General features: G+C 38.8%; 19 protein-coding genes. 6 read left to right on the forward strand and 13 right to left on the reverse strand.

The genetic code is table 11. The annotated features are described in order from the left end of the window. Positions 1-101: 101 nt before the first annotated feature. The 5 genes from QZ620_RS02090 to QZ620_RS02110 form a co-directional block, all read right to left on the reverse strand. On the reverse strand, positions 102-845 hold the full coding sequence (locus QZ620_RS02090; RefSeq protein ID WP_295178573.1) for an SDR family oxidoreductase: 744 nt from the start codon (positions 843-845) through the stop codon (positions 102-104). A gap of 180 nt (positions 846-1,025) precedes the next feature. Beyond that, the gene (locus QZ620_RS02095) at positions 1,026-1,232 is read right to left on the reverse strand and encodes a hypothetical protein (protein WP_295178575.1); all 207 of its coding nucleotides are present in this window, start codon (positions 1,230-1,232) and stop codon (positions 1,026-1,028) included. A gap of 177 nt (positions 1,233-1,409) precedes the next feature. Next, positions 1,410-1,940, reverse strand: a complete 531-nt coding sequence (locus QZ620_RS02100) for a DUF3124 domain-containing protein (RefSeq protein WP_295178577.1) — start codon at positions 1,938-1,940, stop codon at positions 1,410-1,412. A gap of 18 nt (positions 1,941-1,958) precedes the next feature. Beyond that, positions 1,959-2,573 (reverse strand): MarC family protein, encoded by a 615-nt coding sequence (locus QZ620_RS02105; RefSeq protein ID WP_295178580.1) that lies wholly within the window; start codon positions 2,571-2,573, stop codon positions 1,959-1,961. A gap of 273 nt (positions 2,574-2,846) precedes the next feature. Then, positions 2,847-3,272, reverse strand: a complete 426-nt coding sequence (locus QZ620_RS02110; protein WP_295178582.1) for a hypothetical protein — start codon at positions 3,270-3,272, stop codon at positions 2,847-2,849. A 212-nt stretch (positions 3,273-3,484) separates the two neighbouring features. Here QZ620_RS02110 and QZ620_RS02115 point away from each other — a divergent pair, with 212 nt between their 5' ends. From QZ620_RS02115 to QZ620_RS02125, 3 genes are all read left to right on the forward strand, one after another. After that, complete coding sequence (locus tag QZ620_RS02115) at positions 3,485-3,721, forward strand: hypothetical protein (RefSeq protein ID WP_295178584.1); 237 nt, start codon at positions 3,485-3,487, stop codon at positions 3,719-3,721. Positions 3,722-3,847: 126 nt separating this feature from the next. Next, a complete protein-coding gene (locus QZ620_RS02120; protein ID WP_295178585.1) occupies positions 3,848-4,378 on the forward strand; it encodes a DUF4494 domain-containing protein in 531 nt (176 codons plus the stop codon). Between the two features lie 157 nt (positions 4,379-4,535). Then, on the forward strand, positions 4,536-5,948 hold the full coding sequence (locus QZ620_RS02125) for a glycosyltransferase family 2 protein (protein WP_295178586.1): 1,413 nt from the start codon (positions 4,536-4,538) through the stop codon (positions 5,946-5,948). 68 nt (positions 5,949-6,016) lie between these two features. Here QZ620_RS02125 and QZ620_RS02130 read toward each other — a convergent pair whose 3' ends face one another. Genes QZ620_RS02130 through QZ620_RS02145 form a run of 4 tightly spaced genes read right to left on the reverse strand, consistent with a single transcriptional unit; the run spans position 6,017 to position 10,159 of the window. Further along, complete coding sequence (locus QZ620_RS02130; RefSeq protein ID WP_141878946.1) at positions 6,017-6,250, reverse strand: hypothetical protein; 234 nt, start codon at positions 6,248-6,250, stop codon at positions 6,017-6,019. 8 nt (positions 6,251-6,258) lie between these two features. Further along, complete coding sequence (locus tag QZ620_RS02135; RefSeq protein ID WP_295178589.1) at positions 6,259-7,170, reverse strand: carbohydrate kinase; 912 nt, start codon at positions 7,168-7,170, stop codon at positions 6,259-6,261. A gap of 6 nt (positions 7,171-7,176) precedes the next feature. After that, entirely contained in the window at positions 7,177-8,793 is a 1,617-nt protein-coding gene (locus QZ620_RS02140; RefSeq protein WP_295178591.1) for a glycoside hydrolase family 32 protein, read from the reverse strand. A 4-nt stretch (positions 8,794-8,797) separates the two neighbouring features. Continuing rightward, a complete protein-coding gene (locus tag QZ620_RS02145) occupies positions 8,798-10,159 on the reverse strand; it encodes a sugar porter family MFS transporter (protein ID WP_295178593.1) in 1,362 nt (453 codons plus the stop codon). A 573-nt stretch (positions 10,160-10,732) separates the two neighbouring features. Here QZ620_RS02145 and QZ620_RS02150 point away from each other — a divergent pair. Further along, the gene (locus tag QZ620_RS02150; RefSeq protein ID WP_295178595.1) at positions 10,733-11,452 is read left to right on the forward strand and encodes a TerC family protein; all 720 of its coding nucleotides are present in this window, start codon (positions 10,733-10,735) and stop codon (positions 11,450-11,452) included. Here the strand turns inward: QZ620_RS02150 and QZ620_RS02155 are convergent. From QZ620_RS02155 to QZ620_RS02170, 4 genes are read right to left on the reverse strand one after another with little or no spacing between them, the layout of a single operon-like run. Continuing rightward, positions 11,449-12,030: an urea carboxylase-associated family protein gene (locus QZ620_RS02155; RefSeq protein ID WP_295178596.1), complete on the reverse strand. Its 582-nt coding sequence runs from the start codon at positions 12,028-12,030 to the stop codon at positions 11,449-11,451. The genes QZ620_RS02150 and QZ620_RS02155 overlap by 4 nt on opposite strands. After that, positions 12,030-12,647 carry an FMN-binding negative transcriptional regulator gene (locus tag QZ620_RS02160; RefSeq protein ID WP_295178598.1) on the reverse strand — a complete coding sequence of 206 codons (618 nt, stop codon included), beginning with the start codon at positions 12,645-12,647 and terminating at the stop codon, positions 12,030-12,032. Before QZ620_RS02160 ends, QZ620_RS02155 begins: the two co-directional genes overlap by 1 nt. Before the next feature lie 11 nt (positions 12,648-12,658). Continuing rightward, complete coding sequence (gntA, locus tag QZ620_RS02165; protein WP_295178600.1) at positions 12,659-13,342, reverse strand: guanitoxin biosynthesis heme-dependent pre-guanitoxin N-hydroxylase GntA; 684 nt, start codon at positions 13,340-13,342, stop codon at positions 12,659-12,661. Positions 13,343-13,349: 7 nt separating this feature from the next. After that, positions 13,350-13,871: a DUF421 domain-containing protein gene (locus QZ620_RS02170; protein WP_295178603.1), complete on the reverse strand. Its 522-nt coding sequence runs from the start codon at positions 13,869-13,871 to the stop codon at positions 13,350-13,352. A gap of 195 nt (positions 13,872-14,066) precedes the next feature. Here QZ620_RS02170 and QZ620_RS02175 point away from each other — a divergent pair, with 195 nt between their 5' ends. Further along, positions 14,067-14,780, forward strand: coding sequence for a glycerophosphodiester phosphodiesterase family protein (locus QZ620_RS02175; RefSeq protein WP_295178606.1), 714 nt, complete (start codon positions 14,067-14,069; stop codon positions 14,778-14,780). Between the two features lie 42 nt (positions 14,781-14,822). After that, positions 14,823-15,919: NAD(P)/FAD-dependent oxidoreductase (locus tag QZ620_RS02180; RefSeq protein ID WP_295178611.1), on the forward strand; the 1,097-nt coding region annotated here is incomplete at its 3' end.

The following is a 15,919-nucleotide window of genomic DNA, read 5'->3' on the forward strand; positions in this document are numbered from 1 at the left end:
AAAGCTGCAGTACTTTAGTAAAAAACCTGAAGTTTAACACTATAAAAAAGTCCTTCAGAATTATCTGAAGGACTTTTTTTACTTCGGCATAAACATCTCAACTAGAATTCCTGAACTGTAGGTCTAATTACGATCTCATTCACGTCTACCTCATTTGGTTGCTCAATAGCATACGCTATAGCTCTGGCAATAGAGTCTCCAGGAATTGCCTGCTTGTAAAACTCTTTTACGTTTTCTGAACTTTCATCATGGCTTGAACCATATTTTAATTCAGAATCTATAGCTCCAGGTTCTATGGTTGTTGTTCTTATGTTCCCACCAACCTCATGACGTAAACCATCAGTAATTGCTCTTACCGCATATTTAGTTCCGCTGTAAACGGTTCCTCCAGGACTAAATACTTTAATTCCTGCAACTGAAGAAAGATTTATAAAGTGGCCAAATCCCTGTTCATGGAATACTGGTAGCGCTGCGGAAATCCCGTAAAGCACACCCTTTACATTGATATCGATCATTTTATCCCACTCCTCCACTTTATCTTCAGCAAGAGGTGCGATAGCCATTAATCCGGCATTATTGATAAGAACATCAATTTTTCCATATTCTTTTTTACTAAGTCTAATGAGATTTTTCAGGTCTTCTCTTTTAGTAACGTCAGTCTCCACTACCAGCGCTTCACCTCCATCTTTTCTGATATCTTCAGCAATGGCATCCAATTTTTCCTTACGTCTTGCGGCAATAACTACCTTTGCTCCTCGTGAAGCTAAATGACGGGCTGTATTTTCCCCAAGTCCACTACTACCTCCTGTTATTATTACTACTTTACCTTTAATATTATCTTCCATAATTGTGATTTTTAGATTTCTTTTAAATTCGGAAACAAAAATACGAGGGGATATGGAGCTGTATAAATTTGGCGAGTGGGTTTGTAAATATTTTAACCTGGTTGATTGATCTGGGTTAATAATGTTACCTTAAAACAGAATTTTTAAAGACAATTGATCTCCTTAACTGAATGAATGAAATTAGACGGTTTGCTCTTCTGAAGTAGTAGTTTTAATTCCAGAGATGGTAGTATCATGTTTTCGACCGAATCTACCGGTTATAGTCCATCCTATACCGAGACCCAGCATGACCCCTGAAACTAAATGAAAATTTGTACTTGTGCTCAGGTAGCCAATGAGGATTCCAAAGGTGATCATCCCCAATCCCAACAACCTCACTTTATTCATGACGCAATTTATTATGGTCTTAATAAATGCGGATTAGGGCTGGCATTTGTAGGTTTAGACCTGATTTGGATGGTAAATTTAGGCATTAAATCCTGAGAAATGAAAAAAATATCCGTTAAAATACTAGTATTCAACGATCAAGTTAACGGTGGAACCTCTATTTTCTTAAAATAGTAATTATTTAGTACGAATTCCCTGTGTAGTAAAAGAAAGGCCCTGCTGCCCGGAAGTGGAGATCATCACAGCATCGAATACCGGCTCGGTAGTATTCAGATCTGCCTGCCAGTCAAACACAAAGTTAGCCCCGGTTCCACCAGACTTATCGGTTTCATCGATCACAATTTCAATCGTCTCCAGTGGCGCGATATAAATAGGAGCATCAAAATAAGTTCGGATGAGCTTTCCATTAGTCGCGTAATAGTCGGCTCTTTCAACATAAATCGTATCCTCACGACTGGTGTTCCTCATGCTAATGGTCGCAGTTAGATCATGAGTGATATGTTCTGTCTGACTATAGATTTCAGAATAAATAGAGAGATAAGTTTCACCGGAAGCCAAGGAATCATTCTGCGGAATAGCAATTTGTCTCGACTCCCAACTTATAGGATCTATAGAACTAATCTCCTTCTTATCCTCGCAGGATTGCAGCGCCAGAAAAACTATCAGAAGGCCGAAGAAATGTTTATATGGATATTTTATTTTAGTCATATCAAATGGGCTATCAGGCTATTTTAAAACTACAAAAAAGTCTCTTAATCCTGCCAGTATGGATTGGGTTGCGTAGGCTGCCAGGATTAGCCCCATGATCTTACTTACCACAGTGATCCCATATTCTCCCACATGATCTTTCACTCGATTAGCTGTTAATAGCAATATGCAAGTTATAGTGATAACCACGAGAACCAACGCCGTGGTCACAGCCTGTTGCTGTATTGTATATAGATTATTATCTGTCATTAGCACTACTGCCATGATCGCACCTGGAGAAGCAATAGATGGGATGGCAACTGGAAAGATCACCACATGCTTGTAATCTTTGATAAGACCTTTTTCAGATTCAGGTTTTCCATCACCAAAGATCATTGTAAGGGCGAACAAGAAAAGGATCACGCCCCCTGAGATCTGAAAAGCATCCAGGGAAACATCCATTCCATCAAGAACAAGCTGTCCTACAATAATAAAGAACAGTAGTATTAGAAATGCAATAATAGAAGCTCTGATCGCGACTGTCTTACGTTTCTTTTCCGGAATGTTCTTGGTTGCTTCCAGATAAACCGGTACCGAACCAAGCGGATCGATCACGGCAATAAAGAAGAAAATAGTAGTTATGATTTCGTTCATTGTTCCAATGTCTGGCAACTAAATTAAATAAATGGATCGGAATTTAGGTTCAATTACCAATTGTATCGCCTTATACTCACAAGTTGTGCGATATTATCATATTGAATAGCTCGAAGAGGTAAAAGAATATAAATGAATTTCGCAATAAGTAAGTTTTGCTATCACACTTCAAAATGTTCTATCGATCTTAAAGTCAATGGAAGCCTCAATCAGCTGCACCATTATTTCAGTAAGAACAGGTATAATAGTTCTCAAATATTCAACTGGCTTTCTTCAATTCATAATAAGATGCCGTGCAATATCGATCAAAGATCTCTGCGATTCGTTCCCTATCCTGTATTGAAACATGTTTAATATCAAAAATTGATGTTTTTCCGTAGCGACCAATAATAATAAGTTCACTTTCTGTAATTTCAACCGAACGAATCTTTTCAAAAGTAAACTGCTTCCCCAGATTCCCTTCATTTTAATATTTATTCCAAGTTTGTTCCAGGAAACTACCGACTTGTTAAATATCATTCGGCTCCAGAATAGTAAAAGAATCAAATGAGCGCTGAATAATAGTACGCTATCGAATCTTCCAAACATATCATTGAAATAATCTACGCCGTACAACACGAGGCACACTAACGCCAGAGAGATAAATATCTTGCTTGACCTACCGTGTATCTTGTGAAATAACACTTTCTTCTTGTGCATACTGAATGAATAAACAGCGTAATTTTAATGATTAGTATTTCGACTTACTAATCTACAAATCAATTAACCATAAGATAATACTGCAGAAAAGATATTAATAATTTCTGAACCTTTAGCTCTGGATGCAGGTATACATTTGCCCTCAAATTTGAGCTATGAGGTTGAAATTATTCAGGGAGCATTTTTCGCTATCTTTGCCCAAAAGGAAGGGAATGTTTTGCTTTTATCTTGAGAACAGAAAACGCTTTGGTAACCAACATGTGGTTCACCTTAAAAGCTGTGATCTCCTGCCCGAAAAGACTGGAAGAACCAAACTTGGCTTTTTTAATGATTTCCAGGAACTGCATGCTCAGCATGATCCAGCTGAAGCTTCCTTGATGGCCTGTACTTATTGTTGCAAATCATTTCAACTTAATACTGACCAAAGGATCACACCTACAGAAAACTAATCCGTAATTAGCCGGTTTTCAACCACTTTCACTTTCACATTTATAACTTCTACAAATTTCTCAAACTTGCTACGAACACTTTGCTTTTAAAATCTATATTTGCCGACCCAAAAAAAGATTTTCATTATGAGCGTAGTATGGTACGAGTGCAAAGTAAAGTATAGAAAGACCCATGAAACCGGGGAAAGTAAAGTAACTACTGAAACCTATCTTCTGGACGCTGTTTCTTATACGGAAGCTGAAGCAAGAATCACAGAAGAAATGAAGACTTACACAAGTGAGGAGTTCATGATCACCAATATCAAGGTGGCAAATCTATCTGAAGTTCATCCTTTTGAAAATTCAGATCGATGGTTCAAGTCCAAGGTTTCGCTCATTAGTTATGATGATGAGAGTGGTAAAGAAAGAAAGTCTAATTTATACATGCTTATCCAGGCGAACGACGTCAAGCAGGCTTATGAAAATACGGAACAGGCGTTACAGGAAACTATGGGCGATTATAGCATTCCTGCAATTACTGAATCACCAATCCTGGATGTATTCCCATATTTTTCAGATGAAGAAGAACCAACGGTAGATTCTGAAGTAACGGAAGAAATTGAAGAAACTGAAAAATCTGAAGTTGTAGAAGAGACTGAAGAAGTGCCTTCAGAATAAGTTCCACTACTGAGGAATATTTCAGATTACACGGCAAAAGTGTGGAATTGTCACCCATGATTTTAATATAAGATCAAATTGAGCCCTGATTACCAGGGCTTTTTTAATGGCATAAGAGTTGCCTATATGAAAACCAATACGAATAAAAATCTGAAATATGAATACTAAAAAGAATTATGAAACTATTGCTGAAGAAGAACACGCTTCAGGAATAAATAAATTCTTACCAACCAAAAATCCGCTGAATACATGGGGAATCGTTGTGCTTATTAGCACTTTCATACTCATGATAGGATCAGCATACCTTGTATATTTTCTGCAAAGAGATTTTACTGAGATCAATACTGCCAGAATGAATACTACCTGGGGTTATGCTTTCTTTATCCTAGCATCTGCCCTGTTCTTATATCGAGGAGCATTTTTTATATATAATCTGGTGTTGTACTTCAAGTACAAGCCTATAGAATCTGTTTCTAACGAAGAGTTACCAACCTGTACCGTGATCGTTCCAGCTTATAACGAGGGAAAACAGGTATATGCCACGCTTATGAGCCTGGCAGAAAGTGAATATCCTACAGAAAAACTACAATTACTTGCTATTGATGACGGTAGTAAGGATGATACCTGGAGCTGGATGCAGAAAGCTAAAGAAGTTCTGGGTGATCGTGTAGCGATTTACCAGCAGCCTGAAAATAAAGGAAAAAGGCATGCATTGTACAGAGGTTTTAATCTTGGTACCGGTGAAGTTTTTGTGACCGTGGATAGTGATTCTGTAGTAAACGCAGATACTTTAAGAAACCTGGTAAGCCCATTTGTTGTTAATGAGAAATGTGGTGCCGTTGCAGGTAACATTAGAGTTCTGAATAACGAGAAAGCCTTACTTCCAAAGATGTTAAACGTGAATTTCGTACTAAGTTTCGAATTTATGCGTTCTGCGGAAAGTACACTGGAATCTGTACTTTGTACTCCGGGAGCTCTAGCCGCTTACCGTGCCAGTGCAGTATTTGAATGTCTTCCTGAGTGGATCAACCAGACATTTATGGGGAAACCCTCAGATATTGGTGAAGACAGAGCTATGACCAATATGATCCTTAAACAGGGACAACACGTTCTTTTCCAGAGAAACGCGTATGCATACACTAATGTTCCTGAGCAATATAAAGGTCTTTATAAGATGTTTATTAGATGGGGACGAAGTAATGTTCGTGAGAATATCGCCATGTCTAAATATGTATTTACTCAGTTTAGAGAAGGTTCAACTCTTGGATCAAGACTGTTGTTCATCAACCAGTTCCTGAAGATCATTATGAGTTATCCATTGATTATGATTATGCTATTTTTCGTAATCTCTCACCCACTTTTATTCCTTAGCTCAACATTTCTGGGAATTATGGTTTACTCAAGTTTCCCGGTATTGTTCTATGCCAAGAGATATAAGCTTTCAGAATCATTGTGGGCTTACTCATACAGTATTCTACATACTTTTGGACTATTCTGGATCACCCCTTACGCGATTGCGACCGCTAGCAGAAGTGGATGGTTAACCAGAGAACTAAGTGTGAAGAAATAACACTAAACCCCAACAACTAAGAAAAGAAAAGCGATCCTGTTTAGGATCGCTTTTTTTATGATTCGGTTTTACATTTTGTACCGTATGAGACTGAAGAGTGAAACCGTAGCCCAGACCGCTTCCAGAATTATGAATGGAACGTAGTCCATTAAAACCGAAGCATAACAGGCCAAAGAGGCTCCTATCAAATTCAGTAAAATATAGATAAGGTCTTTGGTTCCAAGTTTTCCGGCAGCATTAAGCACATATGCCAGAAGAATTAGAAATACTCCTACTGAACCTATCCAGTCTATATAAGTCATGCTCAGTATTATTTAACTTTTTTAGCATCCATAGGATTCATGAACCTGTGCAATAATTCTTCTGAAATTACCGGGTTGGCACCTTCTTTGGCCGCTACTAAAGCGCCCATCGCACAAGCCGTATCCAGTGCAACCTGAGGCTTTTCTCCTTGAAGCATTTTCGCCAGTAGCGTACCTAAAAATGAATCGCCGGCTCCTACGGTGTCTTTGACTTTCACCTGGTAACCAGAATTATAATAAAGCTTTTTGTCATGCATCAAAACAGCACCATGTCTGCCCTTCGTAACGCAAATAGTTTCAGCATTGGATTTCACCGCAATAAACAACAAATTCTGCTCGAGTGAATTATATTCTGAACCTAACATTTTTGCGATTTCAAACAATTCATCATCATTAAATTTGATGAATTCTGCATGCTGGATCAATTCAGCTAAGAGATCTTTTGAATAATGTGGAGGTCTTAAATTGAAATCCAAGACCCGGTAAGAGGCTTTTGGTATAAGATCGAACAAGGTCTTTCTGCTTACATCATCACGGCAGATCAAACTTCCGAAGATAAATGCATCACTACGGGAAACCGATTGCTCAATAGTTTCAGTAGCGACAATACCATCCCAGGCTGCAGGATATTTGATCGTATAGCTGGCAGAACCACTTTGTGAAAGTTTTACATCCACCGCTCCCGTCTCCCGGGTTTCATCCTTTAGAATATTACCGGTTTCAACTCCCTGAGTTCTGAGGTAGTCCAGCAATTCATCTCCCCTGGAATCAACTCCAACTTTACTGATCATTTCAGCATCGATACCGAGACTGCTCAACCTTACTGAAACATTAAGCGGTGCACCACCAATTCGTTCCATATCTGGAAATACGTCATACAAAACCTCACCAAAACAAACCGCCTTTATCCTTTTTGACATTTACTATTATTGATTATTAAAATTTAGTTCATAAGCTTCAAAACTATCTACCATAAAATCTTTTTCTTCGGAACCAATCGAGAAAGTATCCCATGGCTTTTCAGAAAAAAAGATCTCTGTAATAACGGTCTTTCCATTATCAATGAATAATTCCATACTGGTTTTATCAAGTAGCATATGAACTTCCATAGAATTAGACGCTGTTATTCTCGGTGCTGTTGAGGGTGTCCCGGAAAACTTATCTGAAAAATCATTTATTCCTGCCTTACTTCTATCCATGCTGAATTTTTGTTTTGAATGATCATAATTCACCACGAATTTTTCTCCCTTTTCATTAGAAAGCGTAAAATGATAGTTCCCGTCTTCCTCTAATCCGGAAATACTGAATTTCACCTCAGCTTTGGAAAGATCGATCGCTGATGTATCAATAAGTACCAGATCCTTATTGGCTGAAAGTGCGCTTTTCTTGACTACTTCACCTCTGAATTTTTGTAATTCCTCTACCGGCTGTGAAGTAACCAGGTATTGTCCATCTTCTTTGATAAGCTTCAGTTCTCTTGCAATGGTCATCGCACTTCTCCAGGTTTCGGTTGGTACTTCCTGTGCGTATAACCAGTTAGACATCCAACCCAGAAACAATTTCCTTCCATCCTCCTCTGGCAAGTTAGCCCAGGTTACTCCAGCGTAATTGTCTCTTCCAAAGTCTATCCAGTAGTCGTGCTTTTCCTCCAGATTGGTCATATTTTCTTCAGGTGTGAATGTTGTGCCATCAAAATCTCCTACAAAATACTGGGTTCCAGATCCACCATTATAGCCTCCAGGATTTAAACTTTGGATCAGCACCCATTTGGTTTCACCGGTACCTTCAACCTGCATTGGAAAGAAATCCGGGCATTCCCAGACCCCGTCATGTGCACCATTTCCCTGTCCGAATTCAGAAACTTTTTTCCATTCTTTCAAATCCTGTGAAGTATAGAACAAAGTTTTTTCGGTTGTTGCCAGAGCCATAAGCCACTGCTTGTGTTCCTTATCCCAGGTTACTTTGGGATCTCTAAAATTTTCAATTCCTGGATTGGGTAACACAGGATTGCCTTTATATTTTGTCCAGGTCATCCCTTTATCAAGACTATAAGCGATCGCTTGCGACTGGTAATCCTTCTCACCCTTCTCTGCTCCTTTTGGTTCATGATAAGTGAAAATAGCCACTACCGGAGTCTTGCCATCCTCACCAAATCCTGAAGTATTTTCCTTATCCACTACAGCACTACCCGAGAATATATAACCTTTTTCATCTGGAAACAACGCGATCTCCTGTTCTTCCCAGGTAATCATATCTTTACTCGTGGCATGCCCCCAGTGCATTGGTCCCCAAACATTATCGTCTGGATAATACTGGAAATATAAGTGATAGGTACCATCCAGGTAAAACATCCCGTTTGGATCATTCATCCAGTTCTTTTCCGGAGTAAAATGAAAATTGGGCCTATATGCTTCGTCACTGTTTTCCTCACCTTCTGTCTGAGTAATTTCTTCGGAAGTTTCTTCAGAATTTTGATCCTTACACGAATTGAAAAACAGGCAGCAAACAGCCAGTGAGGTTAAACCGAATTTAATTTTATTCATAATATCAGGTTGTAGTTGAAATTTCTTTAATGGATAATTCTTCCGCCAGTTCTTCCAGGGATTTCCCCTTGGTTTCTGGCATCATAAAAATAACGAAAAACAGTTGTAGCACCATCATGAATGCAAAGAAGGCGAAAACCCAGCCTGCTCCAATGGTACTGAACAAATACGGAATACTGGAAGGAATGATCGCTGCTAGCACCCAGTGAGTTGAACTTCCAAATGCCTGCCCTGATGCCCGCAATCTGTTAGGGAATATTTCAGAAATAAATACCCAGATAACCGCTCCCTGTCCTATGGCGTGCGAAGCTATGAACAGGAATAAGAATATGGGCACCCATAAACCTCCCCAATTCAGAAAAAATGCAGCTGCGACCAGTGAAAGAGATATGATATAGCCTATCGATCCAAATAGCAAGAGTTGTTTTCGACCAAGTTTATCAATAAGAAACACACCTAACAAGGTAAATAAAAGATTCACGACTCCAATACCTATACTGCTTAACAAGGCTGTACTTTCTCCAAGTCCGGCAGCTTCAAAAATTCTAGGAGCATAATACAGAAATGCATTGATACCAGATAACTGATTGAAAAATGCGATTAGAAATGCGAGAATAATCGGGAAACGGTACTTTTTCATAAAGATATTCTCACCGGTAACTTCAGTATCAGATTGTGTCTTAATCTCCTGAACTTTGGCGCTAACATCCAATCCTGGATTGATCCTTTCCAGAATGCGCTTCGCCTCGGCCATTCTACCTTTAGAGACCAACCAACGCGGACTCTTAGGAATACCAATAACGAAAAGAATATAGAGGAAAGCTGGAATTGCCTCTACGCCAACCATCCACCTCCATGGTTCTTCTCCGGTATTTCTCAATAGATAATTAGAAAGAAAGGCGATAAGAATCCCAAGAACAATATTGAACTGGTAAAGGGCAACTAATTTACCACGTTTGTTGGCCGGTGCGATTTCTGATACATAGGCTGGTGCTGTAATGGTAGAAGCTCCTACACCAAGTCCTCCAAGGAACCTAAAAAATGCGAAAGTATAAGGATCGTTTACAAGAGACGAACCCAGGGCAGAGACGAAATACAGGATTCCAATAGCGATAAGTGTATTTTTTCTACCAAATTTATTTGTAGGAATACCTCCGAAGATCGCTCCAACCACAGTACCCCATAAGGCCATGGCCATCACAACAGAACCATGGAAGGCATCTGAAGTCCCCCATAATGCTTGTAATTGTTTATCTGCTCCTGAAATTACTACTGTATCAAATCCAAAAAGAAACCCGGCAAGGGCTGCACTTATGGAATAGAAGAAAATTTTATTCATGTTCGTTAGTAAAGTGAGATTAACCATCCCAGTAATAAGTTATGTAAACCGAAATGATCAATCATTCAAAATTAATTGCAGAATTTAAGAATTATTAAATAAACTGAACCAACTACAAACAGTTTAAAGCTTTTTAAGGATAAAAATTATCAAATTCGAGACACCCATTTAAAATCTAGTTTATGAAATATCTCCACCCTATGGGATACAAAATTGGACGTTTTAGCTTCGAAACATATTGCGAAAATGTGCAAGCCAACAATTATGATTCATTTGGTTTTGATCTTGGCTATGTGTAAAGACCTTGAAAAAAGCTGATCCCGGCAACAGATCTCTCCCTCTCTGTAATATAGAGACCCTGTAAATCTTTACCTTCTCTCGCGATCAATAATCGACTGGAATTTCACTTTACAGGTTCTTTATTTATGTACGAGTTGAATCACGCTGGCGAACAGATTATGATCTTTTCCAGATTTTTGTCTATGGAGGATTAATTATAAATTCGGATTCGAGAGTTAACAGGCTCAATCAGTTTCTCATAATATTAACTATGAGCAATTCATTTTTATCTAATTTTGAAGCTGTACCAACCAATTGATCATGGAAATATTTCTACAACCAGATACCTGGGTAGCTCTTCTAACTCTTACTTTCCTGGAAATCGTTCTGGGAATAGACAATATCATATTTATATCTATAGTAGCGGGCAAAGTTCCCGAAGAGAGTCAGAAAAAAGCCAGAATTGGCGGCTTGTCCATTGCATTGATCATGCGAATTTTGTTGCTTTTGAGTATCACATGGATTATTGGGCTTACCGAACCGGTACTCACCGTGGCAGATTTTGAATTAAGCTGGCGTGATATTATTCTGGTCGCCGGTGGTATATTTCTACTTATTAAAAGTACACTTGAAATTCATCATAAGGTAGAAGGACAGGAGGAAAATAAGACTACCGAAAATGGTAAAAAGCCAACGATAAGTTTTAGCTCTGCGATCGTACAGATCGTACTTCTGGACATTGTTTTCTCCTTTGATTCCATACTTACAGCTGTAGGTTTGACAGATCAAATTATCCTCATGATCATAGCGGTAATTGTTTCTATCATCGTGATGATGATCTTCGCTAAACCTGTAGGAGAATTTGTAAACAATCATCCAACAATTCAGATCCTGGCTTTATCGTTCCTGATACTCATTGGAGCGATGCTTATCGTTGAAGGCGCACATTATCATGTGCCAAAAGGCTACATCTATTTTGCGGTATTCTTTTCTTTAGCGATAGAAATGTTGAATATGCGTTACCGTAGAAAGAATATTTAATCTATAATTTCGTAGTGAATTGGTTTAAAGGTTCCACCATTGCTATCTTCAGCAGAGCACGCCGTTAAAGCAACTATAAGGTCCATTTTCGCTTCGAACAGAACATAGTCACCGGCTTTGCTTAAAGGTGGATTTACACTAAGTTTTCCCTTTGTGTCAAACTGAACGTTCATAAAAATATTGAATGCGGTAGGAATATCATCTGGCTGAATTTCGAACTTCTCCAGGTTGGTATAAAGATTCTCAAAGCAACTTGGGTGATACTCATTATTATTATACATGATCTGGAAAGTTTCAGGACTGCACGGTGCTAGCAAAAAGTCATTTCTACCGTTGGTATCTTCCAGGATCTCCATCATTTTATTACTCCTGTTACTCCAGAGATGATCACCCTGACTAATCAAAATACTTTCCTCAAAATCCAGAGTTTTGCCAGATGAGATCTTTTCCCGCGTATCTTTCGCATTAAAAAGAACCATATCGCTTACCTGTTCACCGTTTGGATCGATTACCCTCAATTTCTGACCTTTATGTAGTCTGAATGCCGCACCCGTTTGTCTTTTGATTACTTCGATCATTATAAATTATGTTCGTTTTTAATATCTTCTGAAATTTGATTTTTTAGAGGATCTTCTGAAGCATCTAATTTGCTTACTACTCTTTCAACATCTTTAGAATGGTAAGACTGATGTAGTTTTGCGATACCTTCAACTTTTACAGGATCGATCCAGAACCCTGTGATCTGCGGAAGGTGATCTTCCAGCATTTTCTTCGGAATTTTATCATAATAAAGAGGATCTTCCTGCTCTTTTTCGAAATTAGCTACCAGCTTTGAAAGAGATTCTCTTAGTTCTGAATCTGACTGAAGTTTGATTTTGCCATTCACATGCACTGCCGAATAATCCCAGGTGCTGATGTCCGCTTCTTCGTACCAGGAAGAGGAAACATAAGAGTGAGCACCTTGAAATATCACTAATACCTCAACATCATCCTTCAGAAATTGTTGCTGTTCATTATGTTTTGCGATATGCGAAAAAAATCTCCAATTATCATCTTCAGATTGATCGATAAGCACAGGAATATGCGTAGCTAGAAGATTTTCGCCTTTCAGGACGAAGGTGGCAAATGGAAATTTCCGAATAAATGGGAGAATAAATTCGTCCTCATCTTTCCGGTATTTTTTTAGTCTGTACATTTTTTAATTTCCTAATGAAAAGGGCATTTCCATTCTTTATCGACTTTACGTCCACTATATTGCTTAGCCTCACTGTTATTTCCAAAGTCTTCCAACATCGGGTTGATCGAACCCTGCAAAGCTACATCCCGATCACGAATTCTATCGCGAACTTTTTGATAGGTTCCCATATCCCTGAGTTTTTCGAACTGCCAGTGTAAATTGAATGTCAGAGTAGTATATGGACTCTGTCTTGCCTTTCTAGAAGAATTTGGATGTAATCCCACAACATAAAATGCTTTTCCTCCAATGCTAAAACTAAAATTTTCGTCTTTGGGGTTATCACTCACCGCGGGATCCCATGGCTCATTATCCAGTTTATGAATGTTGCCTAATTGCTTCCATAGTAATTCTTCAAAGCAAATTTCAGAATATTCCGGAGAATTTGGAAATACTGCCAGGAATGTTTTGAAATCATTCGATTCAAAATCGTAAGCTTCAATATAGTCTTTTAAATCCTTTAATAATTTGGCAGCAGTCTCCATACTTCCAAAGTCATCATAAGTTTTGAGAGTGAACTGGTCCATGGCGAAAATAGTCTTAGCCATGATACATGGGTGCTCATTCTCAAGAATGAATTCGGCGTATTCTGCCTTTATCTGTTCATCTGAAACATCTTTTAAACTCTTCCGTTTTGTTCTTTCCTTTACCTGCATCTTCCTTCTATTTTGAAACGTCTTTATATAGATAACCTTCCAGTTCCTCGTCGTCCTTATCAGTATGTAAAACCGAAATATCGCCGGTTGCTTCGAAAACCACCGCTCTCACTTCTTTCAGCCTGATCACATTCGCTTCTCTTAACTTAGAACGAAGATCTGCTTCAGTCACTCGGGCCTTTTTCAAATTTTCATGTAAAATTGTTTGTCCTTCCATAAGCATCAAAGGACCATTATCTATAGCTTTCTGAACGATTTCAAACCTACGCAGGATTGCCACAAAAAGTTGTAGAACATATACTGCTGCAATACCAACTATACCCTCCCACAAGCTCACGCTTTTACTTAGAACGGTAGTTGCTACCATGGACCCCAGTGCTAAGGTCATAGCAAAGTCGAAACTGGACATTTTAGAAAAACTTCTTTTACCGGCGATGCGGGTGAATATGACAATTGCGATATAGATCCCTATTGCTGTTAAAATAATTGCAACGAAGGACGGAATGTCAAAGGCGAACCACTTGTCCATTTATATTTGATTTTAAAATTGGGTGTAATTCAAAGAAAAATTTCTCAAGATCTACCCGAATTTTGGTTGAATTTCAATTTACTCCGGCTTTTAATTAATTAAATGTTAAGCAGTCATAATCATTTCAAAATTCCCGAGTTTTGTGGTGAAACCGCTAAACTTTCAGGGAAAGTCATTAATTTCTAAATTTCAAAAATGGAAAAGATCAACAAAATTGGCCATCGTGGTGCTAAAGCTCATCTAGCTGAAAATACACTGGAAAGTATTGAAAAAGCGATCAGCCTCGGGGTGAATATGATCGAGATCGATGTACATCGATGTGCTACTGGCGAATTGTTCGTGATTCATGATTTTACCCTGGACAGAACAACTAATGGCAGCGGAGAAGTAGCTAAAAAAAGCAGTACAGAAATGCAGTCATTTTTGATCGAAGACCGGTTCAAAATTCCTACTCTACAAGAGGTACTGGATCTTATCGAGAATAAATGCCTGATCAATATTGAGCTTAAAGGCAGGAATACTGCCAAAGCGGTTTCAGAAATTATTCAGCATAAAGTTGAAAAGGAACACTGGGAATATGGCAACTTTCTGGTTTCCAGCTTTCAGAAGAATGAATTATTCGAAGTCAAAAAGATCAATTCCAGTATCCCGCTTGCAGTCCTAAGTAAAGCGAGTGTACCTGAAGCGATAGAACTCGGAAAGAAACTGGATGCAGTGGCGATACACCCTTCCGTAGGAATTATTACGAGAGATAATACGAAATTATGTCAGGATCATGGCTTTAAGGTAAACGTATGGACCGTGAATGAAGTGAATGATATCCTGAGAATGATCGATTTTGGGGTTGATGGTATTATCTCAGATTACCCGGATCGATTACAGAATCCTGTTAAGTTGTTGCAAAACTAAATACTAGCTTTTAGTTGTTTATTTTTGCCATCAAATAGCTCAATTTTGGAATATTTCGACAGGATCATAGTAGGTGGCGGTGCAGCAGGATTTTTTACAGCGATCAATATTGCTGAAAATAACAGGTCTCTGAAAGTCCTTATCCTGGAAAGAGGAAAGGAAGTTTTGAATAAGGTTCGCATCTCAGGTGGTGGCCGGTGTAATGTTACTCATGCTGAATTTATTCCTGCCAAACTGGTTCGTAAATATCCCCGCGGAAGCAAAGAACTTCGAGGACCCTTTCACAAATTTATGACCGGTGATACTATTGGCTGGTTTGAAGACAGAGGAGTTTCTCTTAAAACTGAAGATGACGGAAGAATGTTCCCGGTTACAGATTCTTCGGAAACTATTATTGACTGCTTCAGAAAGGAATGCGATAACTTGAAAATTGAAGTCCGCACTGGGGAAAGTTTAAAAAGTTTTTCTTCTGAAGGTGATTACTGGAAAATTGAAGTAGGCTCCAAAGAATATTCCTGTGAGAAACTGATGCTTGCTACAGGCAGCAATTCGAAGATCTGGAATCTATTGAAAAATAGCGGACATTCCATCGTAGATGCTGTACCATCCCTTTTCACGTTTGATATTGAAGATGACAGGATCAAGGACCTTCCCGGAATCGCTCTGGATGCAGAAGTAGAAATTCCCGGAGCTAAACTTAGCAGCGATGGCCCATTGCTCATTACCCACTGGGGTTTCAGTGGTCCTGCGATCTTGAAGCTTTCAGCATGGGGCGCCAGGGCTTTAAATGAACTTCAGTATAAATTCAGCATAAAAGTGAACTGGATTCCTGGTGAAAATGAACTGTCGATCATCGAGACTTTAAAAGATCTGAAACAGGAACATTCCAAACAACAGGTTTATAAAAGAGCTCAGTTCGACCTTCCAAAAAGACTATGGCACAGCCTTGTTCTTGCTTCTGGCATTTCTCAGGATAGTAAATGGGCAGACCTCAACAAGCAGCAATTATCGAATCTGGGCGCACAGCTTACAGCGGCCAAATTTAATGTAAATGGTAAAAGCACTTTCAAAGAAGAATTTGTGACCGCTGGAGGAATCGATCTAAAAGAGGTAGATTTTCAAACATTTGAAAGCAAACT

Origin of the sequence: uncultured Christiangramia sp., from assembly GCF_913046405.1 — a bacterium.
GTDB lineage: Bacteria > Bacteroidota > Bacteroidia > Flavobacteriales > Flavobacteriaceae > Christiangramia > Christiangramia marina.

Excerpts from the sequence above, each read along its gene's own strand:
- QZ620_RS02095 (WP_295178575.1), bottom strand. The coding sequence starts at position 1,232 with ATGAATAAAGTGAGGTTGTTGGGATTGGGGATGATCACCTTTGGAATC.
- QZ620_RS02150 (WP_295178595.1), top strand. The coding sequence starts at position 10,733 with ATGGAAATATTTCTACAACCAGATACCTGGGTAGCTCTTCTAACTCTT.
- QZ620_RS02135 (WP_295178589.1), bottom strand. The coding sequence starts at position 7,170 with ATGTCAAAAAGGATAAAGGCGGTTTGTTTTGGTGAGGTTTTGTATGAC.
- QZ620_RS02145 (WP_295178593.1), bottom strand. The coding sequence starts at position 10,159 with ATGGTTAATCTCACTTTACTAACGAACATGAATAAAATTTTCTTCTAT.
- QZ620_RS02130 (WP_141878946.1), bottom strand. The coding sequence starts at position 6,250 with ATGACTTATATAGACTGGATAGGTTCAGTAGGAGTATTTCTAATTCTT.
- QZ620_RS02170 (WP_295178603.1), bottom strand. The coding sequence starts at position 13,871 with ATGGACAAGTGGTTCGCCTTTGACATTCCGTCCTTCGTTGCAATTATT.
- QZ620_RS02115 (WP_295178584.1), top strand. The coding sequence starts at position 3,485 with ATGTTTTGCTTTTATCTTGAGAACAGAAAACGCTTTGGTAACCAACAT.
- QZ620_RS02100 (WP_295178577.1), bottom strand. The coding sequence starts at position 1,940 with ATGACTAAAATAAAATATCCATATAAACATTTCTTCGGCCTTCTGATA.
- QZ620_RS02110 (WP_295178582.1), bottom strand. The coding sequence starts at position 3,272 with ATGCACAAGAAGAAAGTGTTATTTCACAAGATACACGGTAGGTCAAGC.
- QZ620_RS02140 (WP_295178591.1), bottom strand. The coding sequence starts at position 8,793 with ATGAATAAAATTAAATTCGGTTTAACCTCACTGGCTGTTTGCTGCCTG.
- QZ620_RS02090 (WP_295178573.1), bottom strand. The coding sequence starts at position 845 with ATGGAAGATAATATTAAAGGTAAAGTAGTAATAATAACAGGAGGTAGT.
- QZ620_RS02105 (WP_295178580.1), bottom strand. The coding sequence starts at position 2,573 with ATGAACGAAATCATAACTACTATTTTCTTCTTTATTGCCGTGATCGAT.
- gntA (WP_295178600.1), bottom strand. The coding sequence starts at position 13,342 with ATGCAGGTAAAGGAAAGAACAAAACGGAAGAGTTTAAAAGATGTTTCA.
- QZ620_RS02160 (WP_295178598.1), bottom strand. The coding sequence starts at position 12,647 with ATGTACAGACTAAAAAAATACCGGAAAGATGAGGACGAATTTATTCTC.
- QZ620_RS02155 (WP_295178596.1), bottom strand. The coding sequence starts at position 12,030 with ATGATCGAAGTAATCAAAAGACAAACGGGTGCGGCATTCAGACTACAT.
- QZ620_RS02175 (WP_295178606.1), top strand. The coding sequence starts at position 14,067 with ATGGAAAAGATCAACAAAATTGGCCATCGTGGTGCTAAAGCTCATCTA.
- QZ620_RS02125 (WP_295178586.1), top strand. The coding sequence starts at position 4,536 with ATGAATACTAAAAAGAATTATGAAACTATTGCTGAAGAAGAACACGCT.
- QZ620_RS02120 (WP_295178585.1), top strand. The coding sequence starts at position 3,848 with ATGAGCGTAGTATGGTACGAGTGCAAAGTAAAGTATAGAAAGACCCAT.